At 72.0% G+C, this 25703-nt stretch carries 19 protein-coding genes; 12 read left to right on the forward strand and 7 right to left on the reverse strand.

All coding sequences use genetic code 11. The features are described 5' to 3' along the window. Nucleotides 1–4: 4 nt before the first annotated feature. Nucleotides 5–172 carry a hypothetical protein gene (locus ABGB21_RS17095; RefSeq protein ID WP_347658097.1) on the reverse strand — a complete coding sequence of 56 codons (168 nt, stop codon included), beginning with the start codon at nt 170–172 and terminating at the stop codon, nt 5–7. A gap of 578 nt (nt 173–750) precedes the next feature. Here ABGB21_RS17095 and ileS point away from each other — a divergent pair. Together ileS and ABGB21_RS17105 are read left to right on the forward strand one after the other, a co-directional pair. After that, complete coding sequence (gene ileS / locus ABGB21_RS17100; protein WP_347658096.1) at nt 751–3909, forward strand: isoleucine--tRNA ligase; 3159 nt, start codon at nt 751–753, stop codon at nt 3907–3909. 195 nt (nt 3910–4104) lie between these two features. Beyond that, a complete protein-coding gene (locus ABGB21_RS17105; RefSeq protein ID WP_347658095.1) occupies nt 4105–4806 on the forward strand; it encodes a lysophospholipid acyltransferase family protein in 702 nt (233 codons plus the stop codon). 41 nt (nt 4807–4847) lie between these two features. Here the strand turns inward: ABGB21_RS17105 and ABGB21_RS17110 are convergent, their stop codons facing one another. Then, entirely contained in the window at nt 4848–5387 is a 540-nt protein-coding gene (locus ABGB21_RS17110; protein ID WP_347678507.1) for a hypothetical protein, read from the reverse strand. 97 nt (nt 5388–5484) lie between these two features. Here ABGB21_RS17110 and ABGB21_RS17115 point away from each other — a divergent pair, with 97 nt between their 5' ends. From ABGB21_RS17115 to obgE, 8 genes are all read left to right on the forward strand, one after another. Further along, nucleotides 5485–5799: a hypothetical protein gene (locus tag ABGB21_RS17115; RefSeq protein WP_347678509.1), complete on the forward strand. Its 315-nt coding sequence runs from the start codon at nt 5485–5487 to the stop codon at nt 5797–5799. A 1084-nt stretch (nt 5800–6883) separates the two neighbouring features. After that, entirely contained in the window at nt 6884–8869 is a 1986-nt protein-coding gene (locus ABGB21_RS17120; RefSeq protein WP_347658092.1) for a TIGR03960 family B12-binding radical SAM protein, read from the forward strand. Between the two features lie 224 nt (nt 8870–9093). Further along, nucleotides 9094–9813 (forward strand): TIGR03936 family radical SAM-associated protein, encoded by a 720-nt coding sequence (locus ABGB21_RS17125; RefSeq protein WP_347658110.1) that lies wholly within the window; start codon nt 9094–9096, stop codon nt 9811–9813. 136 nt (nt 9814–9949) lie between these two features. Beyond that, nucleotides 9950–13060 carry an Rne/Rng family ribonuclease gene (locus ABGB21_RS17130; RefSeq protein WP_347678511.1) on the forward strand — a complete coding sequence of 1037 codons (3111 nt, stop codon included), beginning with the start codon at nt 9950–9952 and terminating at the stop codon, nt 13058–13060. 270 nt (nt 13061–13330) lie between these two features. Beyond that, a complete protein-coding gene (locus tag ABGB21_RS17135; protein WP_347678513.1) occupies nt 13331–13879 on the forward strand; it encodes a hypothetical protein in 549 nt (182 codons plus the stop codon). Nucleotides 13880–14090: 211 nt separating this feature from the next. Next, on the forward strand, nt 14091–14399 hold the full coding sequence (gene rplU, locus ABGB21_RS17140) for a 50S ribosomal protein L21 (protein ID WP_347658089.1): 309 nt from the start codon (nt 14091–14093) through the stop codon (nt 14397–14399). A gap of 31 nt (nt 14400–14430) precedes the next feature. Then, nucleotides 14431–14688, forward strand: coding sequence for a 50S ribosomal protein L27 (gene rpmA / locus ABGB21_RS17145; RefSeq protein ID WP_347658088.1), 258 nt, complete (start codon nt 14431–14433; stop codon nt 14686–14688). 166 nt (nt 14689–14854) lie between these two features. Beyond that, nucleotides 14855–16408 carry a GTPase ObgE gene (gene obgE / locus ABGB21_RS17150; RefSeq protein WP_347678515.1) on the forward strand — a complete coding sequence of 518 codons (1554 nt, stop codon included), beginning with the start codon at nt 14855–14857 and terminating at the stop codon, nt 16406–16408. Nucleotides 16409–16492: 84 nt separating this feature from the next. On the opposite strand, the gene ABGB21_RS17155 is transcribed toward obgE, so the two are convergent. Beyond that, nucleotides 16493–17152: a dihydrofolate reductase family protein gene (locus ABGB21_RS17155; protein WP_347678517.1), complete on the reverse strand. Its 660-nt coding sequence runs from the start codon at nt 17150–17152 to the stop codon at nt 16493–16495. Between the two features lie 58 nt (nt 17153–17210). After that, nucleotides 17211–17939 (reverse strand): helix-turn-helix domain-containing protein, encoded by a 729-nt coding sequence (locus ABGB21_RS17160; protein ID WP_347658085.1) that lies wholly within the window; start codon nt 17937–17939, stop codon nt 17211–17213. A 227-nt stretch (nt 17940–18166) separates the two neighbouring features. Here ABGB21_RS17160 and ABGB21_RS17165 point away from each other — a divergent pair, with 227 nt between their 5' ends. Further along, entirely contained in the window at nt 18167–18616 is a 450-nt protein-coding gene (locus tag ABGB21_RS17165; RefSeq protein WP_347658084.1) for a GNAT family N-acetyltransferase, read from the forward strand. 72 nt (nt 18617–18688) lie between these two features. Here the strand turns inward: ABGB21_RS17165 and trpS are convergent, their stop codons facing one another. The 3 genes from trpS to ABGB21_RS17180 all read right to left on the reverse strand — a co-directional run bounded on the left by trpS (nt 18689) and on the right by ABGB21_RS17180 (nt 24526). Continuing rightward, nucleotides 18689–19729 (reverse strand): tryptophan--tRNA ligase, encoded by a 1041-nt coding sequence (trpS, locus tag ABGB21_RS17170; RefSeq protein WP_347678519.1) that lies wholly within the window; start codon nt 19727–19729, stop codon nt 18689–18691. Between the two features lie 201 nt (nt 19730–19930). Then, entirely contained in the window at nt 19931–22648 is a 2718-nt protein-coding gene (locus tag ABGB21_RS17175; protein ID WP_347678521.1) for a PQQ-dependent sugar dehydrogenase, read from the reverse strand. Nucleotides 22649–22951: 303 nt separating this feature from the next. Continuing rightward, the gene (locus ABGB21_RS17180) at nt 22952–24526 is read right to left on the reverse strand and encodes an RtcB family protein (protein ID WP_347678523.1); all 1575 of its coding nucleotides are present in this window, start codon (nt 24524–24526) and stop codon (nt 22952–22954) included. Between the two features lie 310 nt (nt 24527–24836). Between ABGB21_RS17180 and ABGB21_RS17185 the strand changes: the two genes are divergently transcribed. After that, nucleotides 24837–25658 carry a polysaccharide deacetylase family protein gene (locus ABGB21_RS17185; RefSeq protein WP_347654138.1) on the forward strand — a complete coding sequence of 274 codons (822 nt, stop codon included), beginning with the start codon at nt 24837–24839 and terminating at the stop codon, nt 25656–25658. Nucleotides 25659–25703 lie beyond the last annotated feature (45 nt).

The raw sequence follows: 25703 nt of genomic DNA on the forward strand, positions 1-25703 counted from the left end.
AAGCCTAGTCGCCGTCCCCGACCGCCCGGATCAGCTTGGTGGCCAGCTCGGCGGCGGTCTCGCGGGCCAACCTCGTGCTCTCTCGGCCGGTGTCGTCCGGCCGGAACGTGAGCACGTCGACGCTGATCATCAGCGGTCCGTGGCCGAAGACGAGTCGGGCCTCGCCCGGCACCAGGCGGATGGTGCGGTCCCGGTGCAGCCGGCGACCAGCAGGACGGCCAGGCACGCCAATCGCTGCCACGTCCCGGCACCCGTCCCGGTAGCGGCGTACGCCATCTGGGGACCCCCGTTCCGCACGGGCGGGGGTGGCTCGGCCCCCGCGCCGCCCCAGGGATAGGTCGGTCCGGTCCGGCGCGGGGGCCCCGCCGAAGCGGCCGTCGGAGCCGTGGCTGCGGCCGGAGTCGTCGGAGCCGCCGGTGTCGTCGGAGCCCTGCCGCTGTCGTCGCCGACGCGGACGGGCGCCCGGCGTCGGGACGGATATCGGCTGGGGGCGGCTGGCGGGGTCGAGTATCGTTGACGGTCACAGGCGTCGACCCGGCCATCACCGGCGAGCCTCCGGAAGAAAGGGCCCACACGGCCCGAGTAGAACCGGACGGGACCGGCCCGTCACAGCCGGCCAATGAGCGGGTGGTTGATTTCCGGCCACCAAGCGGGGTGGTACCGCGGGTCCGCGGGCGCCGGTTTCCGGCGGCCAGGGCTCGTCCTCGCAGACCACGGACCAGTGAGCTGCACCGAGGAGAACGACCCGCGATGGCGTACCCCAAGAACGCCCCCGCCGGCACGGGCGTGCCGGCCAGTCCCGACCTGCCGGCGGTCGAACGCCGGGTGCTCGACGAGTGGACGGCCGACAAGACCTTCGAGGCCAGCGTCGACCACCGCGACCCGGGCCCGGACGGCGCCAACGAGTACGTCTTCTACGACGGCCCGCCGTTCGCCAACGGCCTGCCGCACTACGGCCACCTGCTGACCGGCTACGCCAAGGACGTGATCCCGCGTTACCAGACGATGCGGGGCCGCCGGGTGGAGCGCCGTTTCGGCTGGGACTGCCACGGCCTGCCGGCCGAGGTGGAGGCGGAGAAGCAGCTCGGCATCACCACCAAGGCGGAGATCCTCGACCTCGGGGTGGCGAAGTTCAACGACGCCTGCCGGACGTCGGTGCTCGCCTACACCCACGAGTGGGAGCGGTACGTCAACCGGCAGGCCCGCTGGGTCGACTTCGGCAACGACTACAAGACGCTGGACCTCAGCTACATGGAAAGCGTCATGTGGGCGTTCCGGCAGCTGCACGCCAAGGGCCTCGTCTACGAGGGCTTCAGCGTGCTGGCGTACTGCTGGCGCTGCGAGACGCCGCTGTCGAACACCGAGACCCGGATGGACGACGTCTACCGGGACCGGCACGACCCGACGCTGACCGTCTGGTTCACCCTCACCCCGGACGAGACCGCGCCCGAGCTGGTGCGTGGACCGGTCAAGGTCGGGGTCTGGACCACCACGCCGTGGACCCTGCCGTCGAACCTGGCGCTCGCCGTCGGGCCGGACATCGAGTACGCCGTCCTCGAGCGGGACGGGGAACGGTACGTCGTCGGGGCGGCCCGGCTCGGCGCGTACGCCAAGGAGCTGGAGGGCTTCACCCAGGTCGGTACGGTGCACGGCCGGGACCTGGTCGGACGCCGCTACACCCCGCTCTACGACTTCCTGGTCGACCGGGCCGGGTCGGAGGCGTACCAGGTGCTCGGCGCCGAGTTCGTCACCACCGAGGACGGCACCGGGGTGGTGCACCTGGCGCCGGCCTTCGGCGAGGACGACCAGAAGGCGTGCAATGCGGCCGGGATCCCGACCATCGTCACCGTCGACGACCACACCCGGTTCACCGCGCTGGTCCCGCCGTACCAGGGTGAGCAGGTCTTCGACGTCAACAAGTCGGTGATCCGCGAGCTGAAGGAGCGCGGGGTGGTGCTCCGGCAGGACACCTACACCCACGCGTACCCGCACTGCTGGCGCTGCGACACCCCACTGGTCTACAAGGCGGTCTCCTCCTGGTTCGTGGCGGTGACCAAGGTCAAGGACCGGATGGTCGAGCTGAACCAGCAGATCAACTGGACGCCGGGACACGTCCGGGACGGCTCGTTCGGCAAGTGGCTGGCGAACGCCCGGGACTGGTCGATCAGCCGGAACCGGTTCTGGGGCTCGCCGATCCCGGTCTGGAAGTCCGACGACCCGAACTATCCGCGGGTCGACGTCTACGGCTCGCTCGAGGAGCTGGAGCGTGACTTCGGGGTGAAGGTCACCGACCTGCACCGCCCGGTGATCGACGAGCTGACCCGGCCGAACCCGGACGACCCGACCGGGAAGTCCACCATGCGCCGGGTGCCGGAGGTGCTGGACTGCTGGTTCGAGTCCGGGTCGATGCCGTTCGCCCAGGTGCACTACCCGTTCGAGAACCGGGAGTGGTTCGAGAACCACTACCCGGGCGACTTCATCGTCGAGTACCTGCCGCAGGTGCGGGGCTGGTTCTACACCATGCACGTGCTGGCGACCGCGCTGTTCGACCGGCCGGCGTTCCGCAACGCGGTGGTGCACGGCATCGTGCTCGGCGAGGACGGGCGCAAGATGTCCAAGAGCCTGCGCAACTACCCGGACGTCTACGAGATGTTCGACAGGTACGGCTCGGACGCGATGCGCTGGACACTGATGGCGTCACCCGTGCTGCGCGGCGGGGACGTGGTGGTCAGCGAGACGGCGATCCGGGACTCGGTGCGTCAGGTGCTGCTGCCGTACTGGAACGTCTGGTACTTCTTCACCCTCTACGCCAACGCCGACGGGTATTCGGCGGTGCGCCGCCTCGACTCGACGCACCTGCTCGACCGGTACGTCCTGGCCAAGACCGGGGAACTCGTCGCCACGGTGCAGGGGCAGCTCGACGCGTACGACATCTCCGGTGCCTGCGGCTCGGTCCGGTCGTTCCTGGACGCGCTGACCAACTGGTACGTCCGGCGGTCCCGGGACCGGTTCTGGTCCGGCGACCGGGACGCGTTCGACACCCTGTACACGGTGCTGGAGACGGTGAGCCGGGTGCTCGCCCCGCTGGCCCCGCTCACCGCCGAGGAGGTCTGGCGGGGGCTGACCGGGGAGCGGTCGGTGCACCTGGCCGACTGGCCGGACGCGACCGAGTTCCCGGCCGACCACAACCTGGTGGCCGCGATGGACGCGACCCGTAACGTCGCTTCGGCGGCCCTGTCGCTGCGCAAGGCGAAGGGCCTGCGGGTCCGGCTGCCGCTGTCGAAGCTGACCGTGGCCAGTCCGGCGGCGGCGAGCCTGCGGCCCTTCGCCGACCTGGTCGCCGACGAGGTCAACGTCAAGGCGGTCGAGTTCAGCGACGAGCTGACCGACTACTGCGAGCAGGTGCTGACCGTGGTGCCCCGAGCGCTCGGACCCCGGGTCGGCAAGCAGGTCCAGGCGGTGATCAAGGCGGTCAAGGCCGGTGACTGGTCACTGGTCGAGGGCGTACCGGAGGCGGCCGGTATCCGGCTGGAGACCGGCGAGTACGAGTTGAAGCTGGTCCCGGCCGACGCCGAGCACTCCGCGCCGCTGCCCGGTGGCGAGGGTGTGGTGGTGCTGGACACCCTGGTCACCCCGGAACTGGCGGCCGAGGGGCTGGCCCGGGACGTGATCCGGGTGGTGCAGCAGGCCCGCCGGGACGCCGGGCTGGACGTGTCGGACCGGATCGACCTGGTGGTCGGGGCGTCGCCGGAGGTGACCTCGGCGGTCGGGGCGTACCGGGACTTCGTCGCCCGGGAGGTGCTTGCCGAGACGGTCGACTTCGTCGACCGCGACCAGGTCGGCGACGACGGCTTCGCCGGTGAGGTCGGCGAGGGCGAACCGGTGACGGTGCGGGTACGTCAGCGCTGACGGCAGGGCTGTCTCTTCGGTGACGTCGGTGGGGGCGGTGCACGCGGTACGGCGATCGTGTCCCGGGCACCGCCCTCCCTCCGGGCACCGCCAACCCGACGGCTCCGGCTCCGGCAACGACCGGTCACCCGCAGCCGCCGGCCGGGCGTCGGCTACCGTGACAGCGCCCGACCACCCCCGACCGCCGGAGGTCCCGTGCCGCTGCTCTACACCGTCGGCCAGTACACCGTCGGCGCCGCCCTGCGGCTCGCCTGGCGTCCCATCGTCGAAGGCCTGGAGAACATCCCGGCGACCGGCGGTGCGATCTTCGCGGGCAACCACCTCTCCGTCGCCGACGAACTCTTCCTCGGCGCGGTGGTACCCCGGCACCTCGCCTTCTGGGCGAAGGCGGAGTACTTCACCGGCACCGGCGTCCGAGGCTGGCTGACCAGGTCGGTCGTGGAAGGCCTCGGGGCGATCCGGGTCGAGCGCAGCGGCGGCCGGGCGGCCCTCTCCGCCTTCGACGGCGCCGTTCCGGTGCTGCGGGCGGGTGACCTGGTCGCGCTCTACCCGGAGGGGACCCGGTCACCGGACGGACGGCTCTACCGGGGACGTACCGGGGTGGCCCGGCTGGCCCTGGCCGCCGAGGTGCCGGTGATCCCGGTCGGGATGATCGGCACGGAGAAGGTCCAGCCGATCGGGGCCCGGATGCCCCGGCTCGGCGCGGGGAAGGTGACGGTGCGCTTCGGCGAGCCGCTCGACTTCACCGGCCGGCCGGCCGACCGGAGCTCACTCCGGGAGATCACCGACGAGATCATGACGGAGATCCAGAAGCTGACCGGCCAGGAGTACGTGCCCCGGTACGCCCCGGCGCGCACCGCCGCCCCGGACGACGGCACCCCGATGCTCGGAGGCTGAGCCGGGCCGTCGTCGGCTCCGGCTCCGGCCGTCGGTCGGGCTCACTGCCGCAGTACGAGCTCCGCGCGCATCGCGTCCAGCAACTCCGCGCTCTCGTCGAGGCTCCGTCGGGTGAACAGCCCGGTGACCAGGCTGCCGTGGTCCGCCGTCGTACAGAGGACAACGGACTCGCCGTCCTCCCGGCCGGTGGTGCAGCCGCGGTACTCGCCCCGGACACCGGTCTCGACCGGTTCCGTGGCGCCGAGGTGGTACTGGTCGCGGAGCTCGTCCAGTTCCTTCGTCACGTCGGATTCCGGGTTGAACCGGAACCCGGTGGTGCCGAAGATCGTCACGCGTTTGCCGGACCCGTCCCGGTAGACGGCGGCGAACGTCCCTTCGGCGAGCCAGTTCCTGGCCCGCAGGTCCGCCTTGAGGTCCCCGACCACCTGCTTGCCGTCCCGGTCGTCCTGCAGGCTCAGGTCACGTACCTGCTGCGGCAGGGGCTCGGCCGGCTGGGCCGGATACTGCTGCCAGGCGGGCCAGAGGTAGTAGCCCGGGAGGCCGCAGCAGCAGAAGACGCCGAGCAGGGTCAGTACGAGCATGACCCGGGGCCAGCGCCGACGGCGGCGTACCGGGATCGGCACGTGGCCCCGGGGTGGTTTCCAGCCCGGCGGGACCGTCTGGGGCGGCGGTGTGGCCGTGGACCGTTTCCCTCGGGACGGCGCCACCGGTGCCGGCGGGGGCGGCGGGGGTGCCCCCTTCGGGGGTGCCGGTTTCCGGCGCGGCGTCGGTTCGGGCGTCTGTCGGGGCCGGGGAGCGGTCGGCGCGCCAGGCGGGCGCGGTGTGGTCGCCGGTGCGGGTGACCCGGCGGAGGCGGGGAAGACCCGGGTCGCGGGTAGCTGCCGGGGTGGCGTGCTGACCGGCTGCGGCGGTGGGCTGACCGGCTGTGGTGACGGGCTGACCGGGTATGGCGGCGGGCTGACCGGCGCGGCGGACTCCGGCGTGGTGGGGTAGCCGGGTGTGCCATGGCCGGCCGGGCCGCTGTGGCCGGTTAACGGGTGGGGCGGGTGACCGGGGGACGGGTACCCCGGTGACCCCAACCAGGGGTCGTCGGCGGCGCCGGCCCAGGGATCCACCGGCGTCGGCATCTCGGACTCGTCGGACTCGACGGTCGGCATCCGCAGCGTCGGGTCCGGCCGGCGTGACTCGGTCGGCCGGACCGGCCCCGGGGTCGTCGGTGGTGGCCCCGCCGGTGCGGCGGGCTGGTCGCCGCCGGCGTCAGCGCCCCCGGCGTCACTGCCGCCGATCCAACGGCGCCGGCGGCGGCTCTGCGGTGGTGGTACGGCCGCCGAGCCGGTCCACCGGGGCGCGGCGACCCGGGTCGGCTCCGGCGTCGTGTCACCCTGGACACCGGTGGCGGGCGGTGAGGTGTTGCCGTCCGCGGAGCCGTCCGGCGTCACACTCCCGGCGGCGGCCACCGGTCCGGCATCGGCCCTCGCCGGGCGGGTGGGTGCGTCGGTCCCGTCGTCGGCGGCCCCGGTCCCGTCGTCGGGATCGACCGGGCAACCCGGGTTCGGCACACCACTGGTCGAGGAGGTCTCGACCCGGGTTGCCGGCTGGTCCCGGTCGTCGGCACGCCTGTCCGAGGGCTGTTCGGCGGGCTCGGCACGCCCGTCCGGCGGCTGCTCGACGGGCTCGGCACGCCTGTCCGAGGGCTGCTCGACGGGTTCCGGCTGGCCGGCTGACGGCTGCCCGGCCGGTTCCGCCTCCCTGGGTGAGATGGCTTCCTCCCCAGGTGAGGTGGCTCCGCCTGCCGGCTGACCGCCGTCCGGCTGAGGCTGACGCATCGTGCGGCTCTCCTCTCGCGCCCGTCCGAGGTTAGTACCGGCGTACCAGTTCGTCCGGTCGACGTCTGAGCTGTGTCGTTCCGCCCCGGGTCGTCACGGAGTGCCGCGACCCGGGCACGGTCGGGTGGCGACGAGTGCGTCGGGGGTGACGACGGCTCGGGATAGAGTTCCTACCCGATCGGGGTCGTGAGGGCTACGCGTACCCTGGATGGTTGGTCGGGTCACTGCAAACTGCTGTTTCGGGAGGTTCCATGAGCGCCGCGTCGGCCGCCGCGAGCAGGTCCGCGGCGATGACGGTCTGGCCGCAGCTCGAGCCGCTGCTGCCCCAGGTGAGCAAGCCGATCCAGTACGTCGGCGGCGAACTGGGCGCGGTGGTCAAGGACTGGGACTCGGCCGTCGTCCGCTGGGCGCTGATGTATCCCGACGCGTACGAGGTCGGTCTGCCGAACCAGGGCGTACAGATCCTCTACGAGGTGCTCAACGAGCTGCCGGATGTGCTGGCCGAGCGGACGTACGCGGTCTGGCCGGACCTGGAGCGGCTGATGCGGGCGCACGGCGTGCCGCAGTTCACCGTCGAGGCGCACCGACCGGTCGGCGCGTTCGACCTGTTCGGGATCTCGTTCGCCACCGAGCTGGGCTACACCAACCTGCTCACCGCGATCGACCTGGCCGGGATCCCGCTGCTCGCCGCGGACCGGACCGACGCGCACCCGGTGATCGTGGCCGGCGGGCACGCCGCGTTCAACCCGGAGCCGATCGCCGACTTCGTCGACGCGGCGGTGCTCGGTGACGGCGAGGAAGCCGTACTCGAGATCACCGAGATCGTCCGGGGCTGGAAGCAGGAGGGCTGCCCCGGCGGCCGGGACGAACTGCTGTTGCGGCTGGCCCGGACCGAGAGTGTCTACGTACCCCGGTTCTATGACGTCGACTACCTGCCCGACGGTCGGATCCAGCGGGTGGTGCCGAACCGGCCGGACGTACCGTTCCGGGTGCACAAGCGGACGACGATGGACCTGGACGCGTGGCCGTACCCGAAGAAGCCGATCGTGCCGCTGGCCGAGACGGTGCACGAGCGGTACGCGGTGGAGATCTTCCGGGGTTGCACCCGGGGGTGCCGGTTCTGCCAGGCGGGCATGATCACCCGCCCGGTACGGGAGCGGTCCATCACCACCGTGGGGCAGATGGTGCAGCAGGGGCTGGAGTACTCCGGCTTCCACGAGGTGGGTCTGCTGTCGCTGTCGTCCGCGGACCACTCGGAGATCGGTGACATGTGCTCCGGTCTGGCCCAGCAGTACGAGGGCACCAACGTCTCGCTCTCGCTGCCGTCCACCCGGGTCGACGCGTTCAACATCGAGCTGGCCCAGGAGCTGAGCCGCAACGGACGGCGGACCGGGCTGACCTTCGCCCCGGAGGGCGGGTCGGAGCGGATCCGTCGGGTGATCAACAAGATGGTGTCGGAGGAGGACCTGATCCGCACCGTGGTCACCGCGTACACCAACGGCTGGCGGCAGGTGAAGCTCTACTTCATGTGCGGTCTGCCGACCGAGACCGACGAGGACGTCCTGCAGATCGCCCGGCTCGCGCACGAGGTGATCAAGGCGGGACGGGCGGCGACCGGTTCGAAGGACATCCGCTGCACCGTCTCGATCGGCGGGTTCGTACCGAAGCCGCACACCCCGTTCCAGTGGGCGTCGATGGAACGCCCCGAGGTGATCGACAACCGGCTCAAGCTGCTCAAGCAGGCGATCAACGCCGACCGGTCGCTCGGCCGGGCGATCGGCTTCCGCTACCACGACGGTGAGCCGTCGCTGATCGAGGGCCTGCTCAGTCGGGGTGACCGCCGGGTCGGTGCGGTGATCCGGAAGGTCTGGGAGGACGGCGGCCGGTTCGACGGCTGGAGCGAGCACTTCTCCTTCCAGCGCTGGACGGACGCCGCCGCCGAGGTGCTGCCGACCTTCGGCGTCGACCTCGACTGGTACACCGTCCGGGAGCGCGAGGAGACCGAGGTCCTGCCCTGGGACCACCTCGACTCCGGCCTGGACAAGGACTGGCTCTGGCAGGACTGGCAGGATGCCATGTCCGAGTACGAGCAGGACGACTGCCGGTGGACCCCCTGCTTCGACTGCGGGGTCTGCCCGTCCATGGACACCGAGATCCAGATCGGGCCGACCGGTAAGAAGCTGCTGCCGCTGACCCCGGTCAACGGGCTGCGTACGCCGGCCGGTGCCCAGCAGTGACGCGGGCCGGGTCACCGGTCGGCGGTCGGCGTTCCGCTTCGCCGTGCTGAAGGGTTCTGGGGAGTTTGACCGGGATCGTCGGGACTCTCCGGCCGCCCCGGCTGGCCACCGGGCCGAGTGCTGCGCCAGGATGGGACGGACAGACAGGTACACCCGAGGAGCTCACGATCGCTAGAAAGCCTCAACCCGAGGGCGGCCAGGCACCGGTCGTCCAGCGGGTTCGGATCAGGTACGCCAAGCGGGGGCCGCTCCGGTTCACCTCGCACCGGGACTTCGCCCGGGCCTTCGAGCGCGCGCTGCGCCGGGCCGGCGTACCGATCGCCTTCTCCCAGGGCTTCACCCCGCACCCGAAGATCTCGTACGCCTCCGCCGCCCCGACCGGGGTGGCGAGCGAGGCGGAGTACCTGGAGATCGGCCTGCGCGAGCCGGTCGACCCGGAGCAGTTGCGGATCGCCCTGGACGCGGCGCTTTCGCCCGGAATCGACGTACTCGACGCGGTGGAGGCGGGCAGCGGCAGCCTCGCCGACCGGATCGAGGCGTCGCGGTGGCGCATCGAGTTGCCCGGCATCGAACCCGCCGTCGCGCGCGACGCGGTGGCGGCGTTCCTGGCCGCCCCGGAGGTATCCGTGGAGCGGATGACCAAGCAGGGACGACGCGTCTTCGACGCCCGACCTGCGGTCATCGGCATCGATGTGATCGAGCGGACCGGGGCACCTTCCGAGGTCGAGGGCATACCGTGTGCGATACTCGAAATGGTCGTGCGGCAGGTCACCCCGTCCGTACGACCCGATGACGTCCTTTCCGGCCTCCGCGTGGTGGCCGACCTGGAGCCGCCGGTGCCGCCTCGGGCGACGCGGCTGGCGCAGGGCACGGTGACCGCGCAGGGGGAGATCGTGGATCCGTTGGAGGCGGATCGCGACAGGGCAGCCATCGGCGAACGCTAGCCGGAAGTCCGGTCAGCGGGCAGGCAGACAGACTTCGGCGGTCCGGTCATCTTGACGCGTCGCCGGAAATACTTTGCGGCAACCCTGCGTGGCAGCGCTCACCCGCGCCCGGGGAAGCCAGAACTGGAGAACGTCCATGCTCGAGAACGAGCCCGAGGGCGGGGACCTGACCGGCACCGAGTCGGCTGGCAACACCGTCGAGAACAGCGGCAACACCGAGGCGGCGGAACCCACCCGGCGCGCCCGTACCACCCGGCGTCGGAGTTCCGCGACGGCGAGTGAACCGGCACCGACCGGCGTACCGGTCGAGGCGCCGACGTCGGTGCGGTCGACCAGTGGCGAGGCGGCCGACGTGGAGGTGCTGGCCCCGGTGCGGGGCGACACGGAAAGCACCGCAAAAACACCTCGTCGCCGTCGTAAGGCCACCACCGCCGACAAGCGGGACGGCGCGGGAGCCGACCCGGCCGTCACTGACGGGACCGAGGCGGTGGCCGGCCGGTCCGCTGAGCCCGCCCCGACGCAGACCGGGGCGATCGGCGGCGCCGACGAGGCGGCCGTCGTCGAACCGGTTCCGCCGGTCAAGGTGACCCGTACCCGGCGGAAGAAGGCGGCTCCGGCCGCGGCCCCGGTGGTCGCGGAGACCGTGACCGAGGAGCCGGTCGCCGGGGTGGGGGAGCCGGACGGCGAGGAGCCGGAGACCGAGGAAGCCCTGGCCGAGGAGGCCGGTGCCGTCGCGACCGGGGCGGGCCCGAGCGGCACGGCGGGCGAGCCGGGTGCCGTGGTGGTCACCACCGGCCCGGCCGGTGCGCCCGGGGCGACCCCGGAGACGACGGCCGGAGCGACCCCGGAGACGACGGTACGGGTCGAGCCCACGACCGCGGCGGTCGAGGAGGCGGCGCCCCGTCGGCGGCGCCGGGCCGCGCTCTCCGCGCCGACCGTGCTCTTCATGGCGCCCGAGCCGGAGACCCCGACGGTCCGCCCCGCCGGGCAGCCCGAGCCGGCCGTGGCCCGGGCGGAGCCGGCCGAGGAGACGGCAGAACCGGACGAGGCGGTCGAGACCGGCCGGCGCCGGCGCCGTGGGCGCCGCACCGCCGAGCCGGCGGTGACCGAGATCGCTCCCGAGGCCGAACTCGACGTCGAGGGCACCGCGGACGAGGAAGCGCTGGACGAGGCGGACCGGGACGAGGACGAGGAGACCGCGGCCGCGCGGCGACGGCGTCGCCGTGGCCGCCGGGGCCGGGGCCGGGGCAAGGGCACCGCCGACGACGTCGAGGACGTCGAGGACGTCGAGGACGAGGAACCGGCCGCCCAGACCGAGGTCGAAGCCGAACCGGGTGAGGACGAGGACGAGGAGACCGAGACCGCCGACGGGGTGACCCGTCGCCGGCGGCGGCGTCGCCGCAAGGGCGCCGGCGACGCCGAGGGCGGCGCCGACGACGGCGTACCCACCGTCATCAAGATCCGTGAGCCCCGCAAGTCCGTGGACGAGGTGCAGGGCGTCTCCGGCTCGACCCGGTTGGAGGCCAAGCGGCAGCGCCGCCGGGACGGCCGCGAGCAGCGTCGTACCCGACCGCCGATCCTGAGCGAGTCGGAGTTCCTGGCCCGCCGGGAGGCGGTCGACCGGGTGATGGTGGTCCGCCAGCGCGGTGACCGCACCCAGATCGGCGTACTCGAGGACGGGGTGCTGGTCGAGCACTACGTCACCCGCGCCTCCTCCGGCACCATGGCCGGCAACGTCTATCTCGGCAAGGTGCAGAACGTCCTGCCGAGCATGGAGGCGGCCTTCGTCGACGTCGGGCGGGGCCGCAACGCGGTGCTCTACGCGGGCGAGGTCAACTGGGACACCACCGGCCTGGAGGGTCGGGCCCGCTCCATCGAGCAGGCCCTGCGGTCCGGTGACTCGGTGCTGGTGCAGGTCACCAAGGATCCGATCGGGCACAAGGGCGCCCGGCTGACCAGCCACATCGCCCTCTCCGGCCGGCACCTGGTGTACGTCCCGCACGGCAACGCCTCCGGGATCAGCCGCAAGCTGCCGGACATCGAACGCAAGCGGCTGCGGGACATCCTCAAGAAGCTGGTACCGGACGGTGCCGGAGTGATCGTCCGGACCGCCGCCGAGGGCGCCAGCGAGGACGAGTTGGCCCGGGACGTCAAGCGGCTGCAGGCGCAGTGGGAGGACATCCAGGCCAAGGCCGCCGAGGGCGGCGCCCCGGTGCTGCTCTACGAGGAGCCCGATCTGGTGATCCGGGTGGTCCGGGACCTGTTCAACGAGGACTTCCGCGAGCTCGTGGTGCAGGGCGACGAGTCGTACGACATGGTCGAGTCGTACCTCTCGCACGTCTCGCCGGACCTGGTGCCCCGGCTGCGCCGGCACACCGGGGCGGCCGACGTCTTCGCCGAGCGGCGGATCGACGAGCAGATCCTCAAGGGTCTGGACCGCAAGGTCTTCCTGCCCTCCGGCGGACACCTGGTGATCGACCGTACCGAGGCGATGACGGTGATCGACGTCAACACCGGTAAGTACACCGGTGCCGGGGGCAACCTGGAGGAGACGGTCACCCGCAACAACCTCGAGGCGGCCGAGGAGATCGTCCGCCAGCTCCGGCTGCGCGACCTGGGCGGCATCGTCGTGATCGACTTCATCGACATGGTCCTGGAGTCCAACCGCGACCTGGTGCTGCGTCGGCTCACCGAGTGCCTGGGCCGGGACCGGACCAAGCACCAGGTCACCGAGATCACCTCGCTCGGTCTGGTGCAGATGACCCGGAAGCGGATCGGTGCCGGGCTGCTGGAGGCGTTCAGCGAGACCTGCGACTGCTGCAAGGGCCGCGGCGTGATCATCCACACCGAGCCGGTGCCGGAGAAGTCCCGGCCGGGTGCCGGTGACAAGGTCAAGGCGGTCGCGTCGGCGAGCAACGGGACCACCCCGGCGGCCCCGGCCGTCGAGCCGCCGGCGCCGTCGACCCGGCGCCGTGGCCGCAAGGCCGCGCCGGAGCGGGTGGTCGTGGAGGTGCCCGAGTACGAGGACACCATGGGCTACGACCTGTCCCGGTACGAGACCGAGACGCCCGCGACGACCGAGGTCGCCGACATCGCCGACGTCGCGCCGACCGAGTCGATGCGGCTGGCCGGAGCGGACGACCCGGACGCCATCGAGGACGGCGCCGACCTGGACGCCGAGACCACGGAGTCCGGCGGTCGGCGGCGGGCCCGGCGCGGTGGCGCCCGGCGACGTACCCGTCCCTGACCGACGGTCGCGGTCTGCCCGGCGCGGTGGCACCCGCCGGGCTCGCCGTCCCTGACGACGGGTTGTGCGGGGCAGGGCGGGTCGGACGTGGTCGGACGGACCCGGGCAGGCTCGCGTTCACCGAGCGGCGTTCGGCGACGGCTGGGATGATTGCGGAGGATGTGGCTAGGCTGAGCGCGTCCTCCGCGATCTTCAATTGGCCTGCGATGTCAACCGGCCGTCGGGCCGGAGGCGTCCGGAGGATCGGCCCCCGCTGTCGAGGAGATGAACATGCGACGCCTGCTGGTGACCGCCGCCATCGCCGCCGTACTGCTCACCACCGCCTGTTCGGGCGAGCGGGACGGCGTCCCGAGTGGCTTTCCGGCGACCGGTGTCGGCTCGTCGACCGGTACGCCGCCCTCCGGCGTGCCGGGGACCGCCGGGCCGGGGACCGGGGCGCCGAGCCCGGGACCGGGCGGGTCGCCCGGCGGAGACAACGCTCCGGCCGGAGGTAACGCCCGGGAGGTCTGTGACGCGGCCACCAAGGCCAGCGCGGACTCGGTCCGGACCTTCATCGAGGAGCTGGGCAAGTCGTTGCAGGCGACCGGCGCCAACGACACCGCCGGCGCCGAGGCCGCCCAGCGCAAGGCGGAACAGGCGCTGCAGGACTGGGGCGACGCCATGCGGGAGCAGGCCGCCAGGGCCACCGACGCCCGGCTGAAGACGGTGCTGACCGAGATCGGCACCCAGGTGGGCTCGATGGAGGCCAGTGTCGAGTCCGTCGACGAGACCAAGCTCGACCAGCTGCAGCAGCGGCTGGACCAACTCTGCGGCACCTGACGACGCCGCCCGGCCCTGCCGGACCCCGGTCCACGGGCTCGGCCGGCTCCCTGCTCAGGGGGCCGGTTTGGGGGTCGGACCGGTCATGGCGTACGCTGGCCTGCGGCGCGATTTACGCGCCACGTTCTCGCGTGCCCGCCCCGCACCTGGTGCGGGGCAGTGGCGACGCGAAACACCATCCGCAGCCTCAATGACAGGGAGTCCGCCTCCGATGTACGCGATCGTCAAGACCGGCGGCAAGCAGTACAAGGTCGCCGAGGGCGACGTGATCGAGGTTGAGAAGCTCGCCGGGCAGCCCGGTGACGCGGTCAAGTTCACCGCCGTGCTTCTCGTCGACGGCGACGACCTGGTGACCGACGCGGCGCGGTTGGCCAACGTCGCGGTGTCCGGTGAGATCGCCGCGCACACCAAGGGCCCGAAGATCCGGATCCACAAGTTCAAGAACAAGACTGGTTACCACAAGCGCCAGGGTCACCGCCAGCCGTTGACCCAGGTCAAGGTGACCGGGATCACCAAGTAAGCGTCCCAGCGGAAAGACAGGTCGTCCTCAGATGGCTCACAAAAAGGGTGCGTCCAGCTCGCGGAACGGCCGCGACTCCGCGGCGCAGCGGCTCGGCGTAAAGCGGTTCGGTGGCCAGCTGGTCAACGCCGGCGAGATCCTGATCCGGCAGCGGGGCACCAAGTTCCACCCCGGTGACCTGGTCGGCCGTGGCAGCGACGACACGCTCTTCGCCCTGGCCACCGGCGCGGTCCAGTTCGGTACCAAGCGGGGCCGCAAGGTCGTCAGCATCGTACCGGCCGAGCGGTAACGTTCAGTTTTCCGGCGGAGCGGGCCGCGGACCTGGTGTCCCCGGCCCGCTCCGCCGTTTCTTGTGCGGAACGTGGTCCCACGTCACGCACGACGCCGTACGCGCCGGTGTTCCGGGGCGACGGTTGCGCCGCCGGTGTGCCGGCGCCGATGAAAGGATTGACAACGTGACGATGTTCGTTGACCGGGTTGTGCTGCACCTGCAGGCCGGTGACGGCGGGCACGGTTGCGTGTCGATCCACCGGGAGAAGTTCAAGCCCTTCGGCGGCCCGGACGGCGGCAACGGCGGACACGGCGGCAGCGTCTCCCTGGTCGTCGACCCGCAGGTGCACACCCTGCTCGACTTCCACTTCCGGCCGCACATCAAGGCGGAGAACGGCAAGGGCGGCGCCGGCTCGAACCGGGACGGCGCCAACGGTGCCGACCTGGTGCTCAAGGTGCCGGACGGTACGGTCGTCTACGCCATGGACGGCACTGTCCTCGCCGACCTGGTCGGCGCCGGTACGACGTTCGAGGTGGCCCGGGGTGGCCGGGGTGGCCGGGGTAACGCGTCGCTGGCCAGCAGCCGACGCAAGGCCCCCGGCTTCGCCGAACTGGGCGAACCGGGCGACCGGCTCGACGCGGTCCTCGAGCTCAAGAGCGTCGCGGACGTCGGGCTGGTCGGCTTTCCGTCCGCCGGCAAGTCGTCGCTGATCTCGGTCCTGTCGGCGGCCAAGCCGAAGATCGCCGACTACCCGTTCACCACGCTGGTGCCGAACCTCGGCGTGGTCCGGGTGGACGAACACACCTTCACCGTCGCCGACGTACCGGGGCTGATTCCGGGGGCGGCCACCGGCAAGGGGCTCGGTCTGGAGTTCCTGCGACACATCGAGCGCTGTGCCGTGCTGGCGCACGTGGTGGACGCGGCGACGCTGGAGCCGGGACGCGACCCGCTCGCCGACATCGACGCGATCGAGGCCGAGCTGACCGAGTACGGCGGGCTGGCCGACCGGCCGCGGATCGTCGTACTGAACAAGATCGACGTACCGGACGGCCGTGACCTGGCAGAGATTGTCCGTCCCGACATCGAGGCACGTGGTTTGCGGGTCTTCGAGGTCTCCGCGGTGACCCGGGAGGGGCTGCGGGAGCTGACCTTCGCCCTCGCCGACCTGGTCGAGCAGTCCCGGGCGGCGGCGCCGGTCCTGGAGCCGACCCGGATCGTCATCCGGCCGCCCGCTGTCGACGACGCCGGCTTCACCATCGAGCAGGCGCCCGACGGGGCGTACGTGGTGAAGGGCCCGCGCCCGGAACGCTGGGTCCGGCAGACGAACTTCGACAACGACGAGGCGATCGGCTACCTGGCCGACCGGCTGGCCCGGTTGGGTGTCGAGGACCAGCTCGCCAAGACCGGCGCCGAGCCGGGCGACCTGGTCCGGATCGGCGAGCGCGAGTTCGACTGGCAGCCGACGCTGTACGCCGGTGAGGAGTACGTGCCGAGCTCCCGGGGGACCGACCGCCGGCTGGAGGAGAAGCGGACCCGGGCGACGGCCGCGGAGCGGCTGGCGGCCCGGAAGGCCCGTCGGCAGCGTCCGGCGGACGAGACGGTGGTCGGCGCGCCGGCCGACGAGACGGTGGTCGGCGCGCCGGCCGACCCCGACGCACCGACGACGGTGGCGGGTGACGCCCCGGTGACCGTTGACGGTCACCGGACCGGGCGGACGGCCGACGAGGACGCGGATTAGCGCGTGTCGTCGGGGGCCTGATCTCCGGCTTCGACCCAGGCCGTGGCCGGAGATCAGGCCCCCGGATCCGGTCGGGCCCCGGTGTCAGGCGAGGACCGTCGCCGAGCGCCCCTCGTCCACCGTGTACGCGCCTGCGGAGATCGCGCCGAGGCTCGTGGGGTTGAGGGTCAGCGAGACGACGCCGCCGGGCAGTACGCGCGAGCTCTCTTCGACGGTCGCGAACGTCGCGGGCGTCGACCCGTCCGGGAACAGGCGCTTGCCCGTGCCGACGACGACCGGGTACTGGAGCAGCCGGTAGATGTCGACGAGTCCTGCCTGGTGCAGCGCCTGGACGAGTTTCCAGCTTCCGTGAACCTGGAGTTCCTTGCCGGGAAGCTCCTTGAGACGCCGTACCTCCTCAACCAGGTCACCGCGGAGGACCGTCGTCGGGTTCCAGTCGGCCTCGTCGTCGGTCAGCGTGGAACTGACGACGCACTTCGGCAGTGTGTTGAGCTTGGTGGCGATCAGGCTGTCAGGTTCGGTGACCTTCGGCCAGTACCCGCCGAGCAGGTTGAAGCTGGTGCGTCCGAAGAGGAACGCGTCGGCCTCACGGAACCAGCTCTCGACGACCTCGTTGGTGTGCGCGGAGGCGTGCGGGACGAGCCACCCGCCGCGGTCGAAGCCACCGGAGCGGTCCTCGTCGGGGGCTCCGGGTCCCTGCATGACGCCGTCGAGAGTGACGAAGGTGTTAACACTGAGTAGCACGGTTCTCCTCGGGATCCGGGTCGCGGACAGCCGGCCGGGGTTGGCCGGCAGACGGACGCTAGCTGCCGGGCCCAGGGTGGGTCTTGTACAGGAACGACATCGCGGCGAAGTCGCCCGCCTGCAGCTCGCGTGCGGTGGACCCGACGTAGCGACGCAGGGCGTGCGCGAGGTGGGCCTGGTCGAAGTATCCCAACGTATCGACGACCGTGTGCCAGTCAAGGCCGTCGCGCAGCATCGTGGCGGCGGCGTTCGCGCGGTCGATCTGCCGCACGGTGGTTCGCGACAGTCCGGTGATCGCTCGGTGGCGGCGCTGCAGGGTTCGCTCGGTCGGGCCGGCTCCGGGATGCTCGGCGACCTGCTTCTCATCCCCAAGATGCGATCGCACCAGCAGACCCGCATCCTGCAGTCGCCGGACGAAGTGCTCGACGTTCTCGAACGTCGGCGCCTCCCAGTCCTCTCCGCCGATGACGATCCTGCCCGATGCCGTCACCGGGAACGGAACGTACCCATCGACGATCGAGGCCGCAGGATGCGGCCGGAGAACCGCACCGAACGCGAACCGGACCCCGAGGAACTCGGTGCCCGGCGGGACCGGTGCGGTGGTCGCCCTCGTCTCCGGCCCGCGCAGGTTGGCGAGTAGGCGTCCCTGCGTCCGCGAGAGGATCAGATGCCAGCAGGTGCGTGCTGCGGACGTCATCGTCTCCTCCGCGTCAGAGCGGGTGCGCCATACGCGGTCGACGAGGCTCACGTCGATCTCGGTGTCGCGGTGCTCGAACCGCAGGGCCATAGCCTCCTCCGTCGTCAAGCTGCCGAGGTTCCCTGCTAAAACTAGCGACGTCGACAGTCAGCACCGACCGGCGCCGGAAGCGCAGGTGGCACGAGCGGAGTTCGGTGGGGGAGTGGGTCGGAATGCTCTGACCGACTCCGGCACGGGTCCTGGTAGTTCACCAACCCCCGGATTCGGGGCTACCCGGGCGAAACCTTGTCGAAACGCCCCCGGGTTAACGTCGACAGGTGCTGATCGAGTCCCGCCCGCCGTCGGATCCGGAGCTGGCCGCCCTGGTCGTGGCGCAGCAGCGTGAACTGCGGGAGATCGGCCGGGGCGTCGACGGGCGGGGTTTCACCCCGTACGACAACGTCCGGCACCTGATCGGCGTACAGGCCGGCCGGGCGGTCGCCTGCGGGGCGATCCGGCCGGTGGACGGGGAGACCGCCGAGATCACCCGGATGTACGTCCGCCCCGCGTACCGGGGCCGGGGGCTGGGCCGACAACTGCTCGGCGCGCTGGAGGAACTGGCACTCTGGAACGGGCACACCGTGCTTCGGCTGGAGACCGGCCGCCACCTCGCCCGCCTGGTCGGGCTCTACGTCTCCGCCGGTTACGCCGAGATCCCCGGGTACGGCGAGTACCTCGGCAACCCGCACCGCATCTGTTTCGAGAAGCGCATGCCGGTCCCGGCCTGACGGACCGGAGCAACGCATGCCGGTCCCGGCCGACGGACCGGAGCCGACCGACCGGGACCGGCGTGGCGCTCTTCAGGTGAGCAGGCCGATCGCCCGCCGGGCCCGGTACACCGTGTCGGCGGCGCTCTCCCGGGCCCGGTCGGCACCCTCGGCGAGCACCCGCCGGACGTACCCGGGATCGCGGGCGAGTTCGGTGTGCCGGAGCCGGACCGGCCGCAGCAGGCCGTCGACCGCCTCCGCCACCGCCGCCTTCAGCTGGGCGTACGACCGGTAGTCGGCGGCCAGCACGGCCGGATCCCCACCGACGGCGGCGGCCAGGATGTCGAGCAGGTTCGCCAGTCCGGGACGGGCCTGCGGGTCGTAGTCGACGGTCCGGCCGGGATCGGTCACCGCGCGCATCACCTTGCGGCGGACCACCTCCGGCGGGTCGAGCAGGAGGACGACCCCCGCGTCGGACTCGGCGGACTTGCCCATCTTGCGGGTCGGGTCGGCCAGGTCCATCACCCGGGCCGAGACGGCCGGATGCACCGCGCGCGGCACCACGAAGGTGTCGCCGTAACGGGTGTTGAACCGCTGCGCGACGGTCCGGGTCAGCTCCAGGTGCTGGCCCTGGTCGGCGCCGACCGGCACCTCGTGGACGTCGTGCAGCAGGATGTCGGCGGCCATCAGCACCGGATAGCTGAGCAGGCTCAGCCGGACGTTCTGCTGGGTCGCGGACTTCTCCCTGAACTGGATCATCCGGTGCGCCTCGCCGTAGCCGGCGGTGCACTCCAGCAGGTAGTGCAGTTCGGTGTGCTGCGGCACCTGGGACTGGACGTAGAACGTCGTACGGTCCGGGTCGAGTCCGGCGGCGAGCAGCGTGGTCGCCTGGGCCAGCGTGTTGGCCCGTACCTCGTTCGGCTGGTGGGCCACCGTGAGCGCGTGCAGGTCGGCGAGGAAGACGATCGTCTCGGTGCGGTACTGGGCGGCGACGGTCGGCCGGATCGCGCCGAGCAGGTTGCCGAGATGGAGTCGGCCGGTGGGCTGCAGGCCGGTGATCCGGCGTACCCCGGGGGACGGCTGCGGACGCGCGGCGGCCGCGGTGGGCACGGTGAGTGGTGCACTCGTGGTCATGGTCGGTTGCTCCTTACCGGGTACGGGTGCCGCCGTCCCGGGGAGCGTGAACGTCAACGGCCGCCCCGGGAGGGGCGGCCGTTGGCTGTTTCGGGTACGCGGATGCGAGGGCCGCCCGTCAGGGCGCCCACCAGCTGGTCTGGCTCGTCATCCGCATGTCCTCCACGGTAACAGGCGTCGCCGCCCAGCCGCACCGTCCGGTCATCCGGGGACGCCGATGTTGAGTTCGGCGACGGTGGTGAAGCGGCTGCCGTCGGCGGCGCCGAGCGCCCGGAGTCGGATGTACCGTCCGGTTGTCGGCGGGATGACCACCGTCTGCTCGGCCGCGCTGTTCGGGAAGGTGCCGGTCGCCACCGGGGTGCCCCAGCTGCTGCGACTGTTCGAGACGTACACCTCGTAGCCGGTGATCCGGCCGGCGTCGGAACTCTGCCGGGGCAGGTAGTGCAGCCGGTTCACGGTCCGGGCCGAGCCCAGGTCGAGGTCGATCCAGTGTGGGTGGCTCGAACCGCTGAGCAGCCGTTGGGTGTGCCAGATCGACGAGGAGCTGCCGTCCCGGACGTTGTTCGGCCGACCGTTGACCAGCAGGGTTTCGTAGCTGTCCGCCCCCGCCACCGACCACTGCGACTGCGGCAGCCGGACACTGCCGGACTGCGGTGTGTACGTCGCGACGTAGCTGGTCGGGGTGGCCGGCGCGGTGATCACGTGCGACTGGCCGCCGCCGTCGGACCAGCTGCCGAAGACGTACGGGGTGCCGCCCGCGGTCTGCGGGGTGACCGCGCTGACCGTGTTGCTCGACCCCTGGATGACGGTACGGGAGAACGGGGTCACCTGTTCGGTGGCGCCGACCACCAGCCGCAGCCCGGACGGGCTGGTGTCGAAGGTCAGGTCGACGGTCTTCGGGTCGAGCCGCACGCTGGTGCGGTGCGACAGGCCGCCGCTGTCGGTGGCGGTGAGTACCAGCTCCAGGTAGGACGGGTATTCGTGGTCCGGGCCGAGCATGCTGCCGCTGCTGCCGGTGAAGTCCTGCAGCGTGTGGGTGTGGCAGTTGTCCAGGGTGTAGCAGTGGTGCAGCAGCATCCGCCAGTGCAGCGCGCTGGCCGGCAGGGTGCCCTGGTCGGGGTCGGTGGCGTGGCCGGTGAAACTGATCGGGTCGTTGACCGCCCAGGTGAAGCCGGCGTCCGGGGTGTCGATCACCGCGGTCGGCATGCTGTTGCCGGTCTGGATCGGCACCGTCCGGGTGTCGGAGGCGTTCAACGTGTCGTACACGGTCAGCCGGGCGGTGAACGGCCCGCCGGCCGGATAGGTGTACGTCGCCGTCGGCGTGGTCGCGTCGACGGTGCCGTCGTCGGTGAAGTCCCACTCGAAGCGGAGCCGGCCCACGTCGGCCGGGTCGGCGTCGGAGGACCCGGTGCCGTCGAAGGTGACGGTCAGCGGTGCCGTCCCCGAGGTCGGGGTGGCGCTGATCGAGGCGACCGGCGGCTGGTTGCCGGGGAAGTAGCGGATCCGGCGTACCGAACCGGCGTGGTCGACGTAGTAGAGGTCACCGCCGGGGCCGACCTCCAGGTCGACCGGGTTGGCGGCGGCGCTGCCGAAGGTGCGCCGGTTCGCCGCCACCGGCAGCCCGCCGGGCGCGTCCGGCAGCATCGCCCAGATGCAGTCCCGGGAGTAGTCGGAGAAGAAGAGCGCACCCGCGTACCCGGTCGGGTAGCTGCCGCCGGCGGCCGGGTAGAAGGCGGCACCGGAGATCGACGAACTGCCGGTCGGGCAGGCCTCCCCGCTGACGACCCGGGCCGCGTGGTCGTACGTGTAGAACGGCGCGGTCTGACCGTCCCCGGTGTAGAGGTTCTCGCAGAGGTCGAGGTTGGCGCCGTCGTATCCGCTCTGCCGGCCGGTGCCCTCGTAACAGGGCCAGCCGAAGTTGGCCACCCCGGAGGTCGGGTCGGCCACCCGGTTGACCTCCTCCCACCGGGTCCAGCCGACGTCACCGAGCCAGACCTCGCTGGTGCCGGGCCGGACCGTGAACCGGTACGGGTTGCGCAGGCCCTGGGCGACGATCCGCCGGGTGTTCGGGTCGGCGCTGGCGGCGAGCGGGTTGCCCGGGGCGGCGGCGCCGGTCAGCGGGTCCAGCCGCAGCACGGTGCCGTCCAGGCTGGTCGGGTCGGCCGGGGTGCGCAGGTCCTGGGAGCGCAGCGCGCCACCCTCGGCGGTCGGCGGGGTCATCGCCCCGCCCGGGGGGTCGGCGCAGGGGTTGTGCGGGTTGCCGAGTTGGCCGTAGTCGACCAGGTCGTAGCTGGCCCCGTCGCCGGCGCTGACGTAGAGCATGCCGTCGGCGCCGAAGGCCAGGTCGCCGGTGGCGTGGCTGGCGTACTGCTGACACCAGTCCTGCACGAAGACCTGCTCGGTGCCGGTCATGGTGTCACCGTCGGCGGTCAGCCGGGAGAGTCGACCGGTGACGATGCACCGGCCACCGTTGGTGCCGCCGACCGAGGCGCAGGTGTCGTTCCAGTACGGCGCGGACTCCCCGGGCGGCGCGTCGTACGCGTAGAGCACGTAGACGTACGGCCGGGTCGGGAAGTCCGGGTGCAGGGTGAGGCCGAGCAGCCCCCGGTCGTGCTGGTTGTGCACGTTCGCGGAGAGGTCGGCGAAGACGGTCGCGGTGGTGTCCGCCAGGTCGTCGTACACCTTGATCCGGCCGCCCTTCTCGGCGACGAAGATCCGGCCGTCCGGGGCGAACTCCAGGTTGGTCGGCTGGTTGAGGCCGGTGAAGACGACCTGCTCCTGGAAACCGGTGGGCAGGACCACCGCGGCGGCCGGTGCGGTGCCGCCGCTGACCGGTGCGGCCAGTGCGGCGACCAGGGCGACCGTGAGGCCGGTGCGGAACAGACGGGCGGACGGTGATGACGGTGCGGGTGACGGCATGCACTCTCCCCAGCCTGGCGCAGCTCCAAGTGGACAAACGACCTGTCACGCTAGGGGGCTGGGCGGGGGTGGGCAGCCCCGGTCCGCCCGGAGTGAGCATCTCGGAAGTACGGGCCATCCGTACGACGTTCGTCAATGGGATGTTGTCACCCGGACCACCCGCGTCGCCTCCACGGATCATCGGAGCCGGTCGGACCGGTCGGGCCAAACTACTCCGCCCCCCCCCCCGCGGCCCCCCCCCCCCCCCCCCCCCCCCCCCCCCCCCCCGCCGGGTCACCTCTTGACCGGCCGTACGGGCTGCGGTCATCCCTTCACGGTGAGCAGCGGTCGCAGTTCCAGTACCGGTTCGGCGACCCCGGCGGTACGCAGGCTGTCGACCACCGGGCCGACCTCCTTGTAGACCCAGGGCGCCTCCTGCTTGAGGTCACGCCGCCAGGCGTCGACGATGTCCCGCCGGGCGGCCACCGCCGGGTCGCGGTGGTCGAGCGGGGTGACCACCCGGAACTCCTGCAGGAAGGTGTCCAGTTCCGCGTCGCCGCCCCGGGCCGCCGCGCCCCGGGGCACGCTGCGCCCGGCACCGTGGCAGGCGCTGTGCAGCGACCGGGGGTTGCCGAGCCCGCGCAGCAGATAACTCGGTGCGCCCATCGAGCCCGGGACCAGCACCGGTTCGCCCCAGGCCCGGTGCCCGTCCCGGCCGGTGCCGTCGACCCCGCCGGCCGGGGTGGCGCCCTTGCGGTGCAGGACCGTGCCGTCCGGCTCCGGCCACAGCAGGTTGTGCGGGGCGTCGTAGACCAGCCGGGACCGGAGTTCCCCGGTGCTGATGTCGGCGAGACCGGCCCGCATCATCAGGGCCAGGAAGAACCGGTTGCCGACGGCGAAGTTCGCCGCGTTGGCGAACGCGGTCAGGTAGCGCTGCCGCCCGGTTGCCGTCCGTTCGTGGAGCAGCATCGGCAGGATCCGGTTGCCGGGCATCGGCACGCCGCGCGGCCAGGCCGCCCTCGCCTGGTCCCGGCCGGTCGCGTTGGCCTGGTGGCCGAGCGAGAGCGAACCGCTGTGCACCATCAGCACCACCTGGCCGGGGGCCAACCCCCAGGCGTACGCGGTCGTGCCGTCGTGCACCCGGGAGACGTACTGCAGCTCGGCGAAGTGGTTGCCGCCGCCGACGCTGCCGATGACGCTGTCGTAGCTGGTGCCGCCACCGCTGGTGATCCAGTCCCGGAAGTCCTCGGCCGAGTCGACCGGGAAGCCGACCGAGTGCAGTCGGCCGTCCAGGTCGGCGAGGTCGTCCGGACCGACCTGACCCCAGGCACCGGCGTGGTCGACCTGACCGGCCGGCCCGCCGCTGCTCGGGCCGGGTACGCCGTCGGCGAGCAGGCCGGGCAGGCCCTCGCGGAGCAGACCCTCCCGTTGCCGGGCGGTCAGGCCGATCCGGCGGCCACCGGCGAAGAACAGGTGCCGCAGTCGTCGCTCGAGCCGGTCGAGGTGCGGCCGGACCTGCTCGACGCTGAGCGAGGTGGCCTCGACCCGCATCCCGCAGTTGATGTCGTTGCCGACCGCCTGCGGGATCAGCGCGCCGACGGTACGCAGCACCGTGCCGATCGGGATGCCGGCACCCTTGTGGAGGTCGGGGGTGCAGACGACCCGGTCGAGGCGCGGTGCGATGTCGAGGCCGGGTACGGCGGCACCGAGCCGCCGCACCGTGTCGGCGGTCTCCAGCACGGTGAGCAGTTCGTCGACCGCCACGGACTCGATCGGTACGTCGACTCCGGCGCAGATCTCCACCGGGACGTCGTACGGGTTGGGCAGGGTGAGCCAGGAGTCGTCGACCCGGACCAGTCGGGGGTCGGGTCGGCGGGTTCTGCCTGAGGAGGAGGGCATGGTTGACCTTTCGCATGCTGCGCTGCTGAACATGGATGTGGGCCACCGGCACGCGCGGGGCGCGTGCGGGGCGGGCGGACAGAACCGCCGGTATCCGGTTGTGCTCGTCGGTTCAGCAGCCGCGAGGTCAAGATCAGGGTAGGGGCGCCCGTTCCGGGCGGGCAAGCCGATAATTGCCGTACCCGTCCAGGGACGCCGGAGTGGCCGGGAAGTCTGCTCCACACCGCGATGATGGTGATCACTTGGCGACGGCCACCGGTCGGCCTAGGGTCGGCGGGTGCGTGCGAACCGGATTCACTGTGCCGGTGGGATGGCTCCCGCCCCACGGTCGGCGGCGGAGCGTGGTGGGGGTCGGCGGCGACTTCGGGCCGTACCGGTGTTCGCGGCGCTGCTCGCGACGCTGCTCTCCGGCCCGGCCGGCTGTGCGGCCGGACCCGGTGGTGACCACTCCCCGGCAGCCGGCGATCCGTCGGTGTCCGTCCCCACCGGTCCGTACGCGGCCCGACTACCGCGCTTCCCGGCGCCGCCGACACCGGAACCGGTGACCGTGCCCGACGGTCCGCTCGCCGGCTGGTACAGCCGGATCCCCACCGGGCAGCCGGTGGCGTTCCTGACCATCGACGACGGCTGGATCCGGAAGTCGGAGGCGCGGCAGTTGCTCGTCGACGCACACGTGCCGGTGACGCTCTTCCTCACCACCGACGCGATCAGGGACGATCCGGGCTTCTTCCGTGGCCTGCCGGAGAACGTGGTCATCGAGGCGCACACCGTCACCCACCAGGTGCTGCGGGGCAAGCCGTACGCGACGCAGCGGCGGGAGATCTGCGGATCCGCCGACGAGTTGGCCGCCTGGTACGGCCGCCGCCCGGTGCTGTTCCGCCCGCCCGGCGGCAGCCGGGACGACACCACGCTGCGGGCGACCCGGGACTGCGGCCTGAAGGCGGCCTTCCTCTGGAAGGAGACGGTGGACAAGGGTCGGGTCCGCTACCAGACCACCGAGCACCGGGTGCAGGCCGGCGACATCATCCTGATGCACTTCCGGGAGCGGTTCGTCGACGACTTCACCGCCGCGCTGACCGCGATGCACCAGGCCGGCCTGACCCCGGCCCTGCTGGAGGACTACCTCCGCTGACCGGGGCCGGTCCGGTGCGAGTGTTGCTGATGCCGTGCCGGTGTC

The sequence above is a fragment of the Plantactinospora sp. B24E8 genome (genome assembly GCF_039871735.1).
Taxonomy (GTDB): Bacteria; Actinomycetota; Actinomycetes; order Mycobacteriales; family Micromonosporaceae; genus Plantactinospora.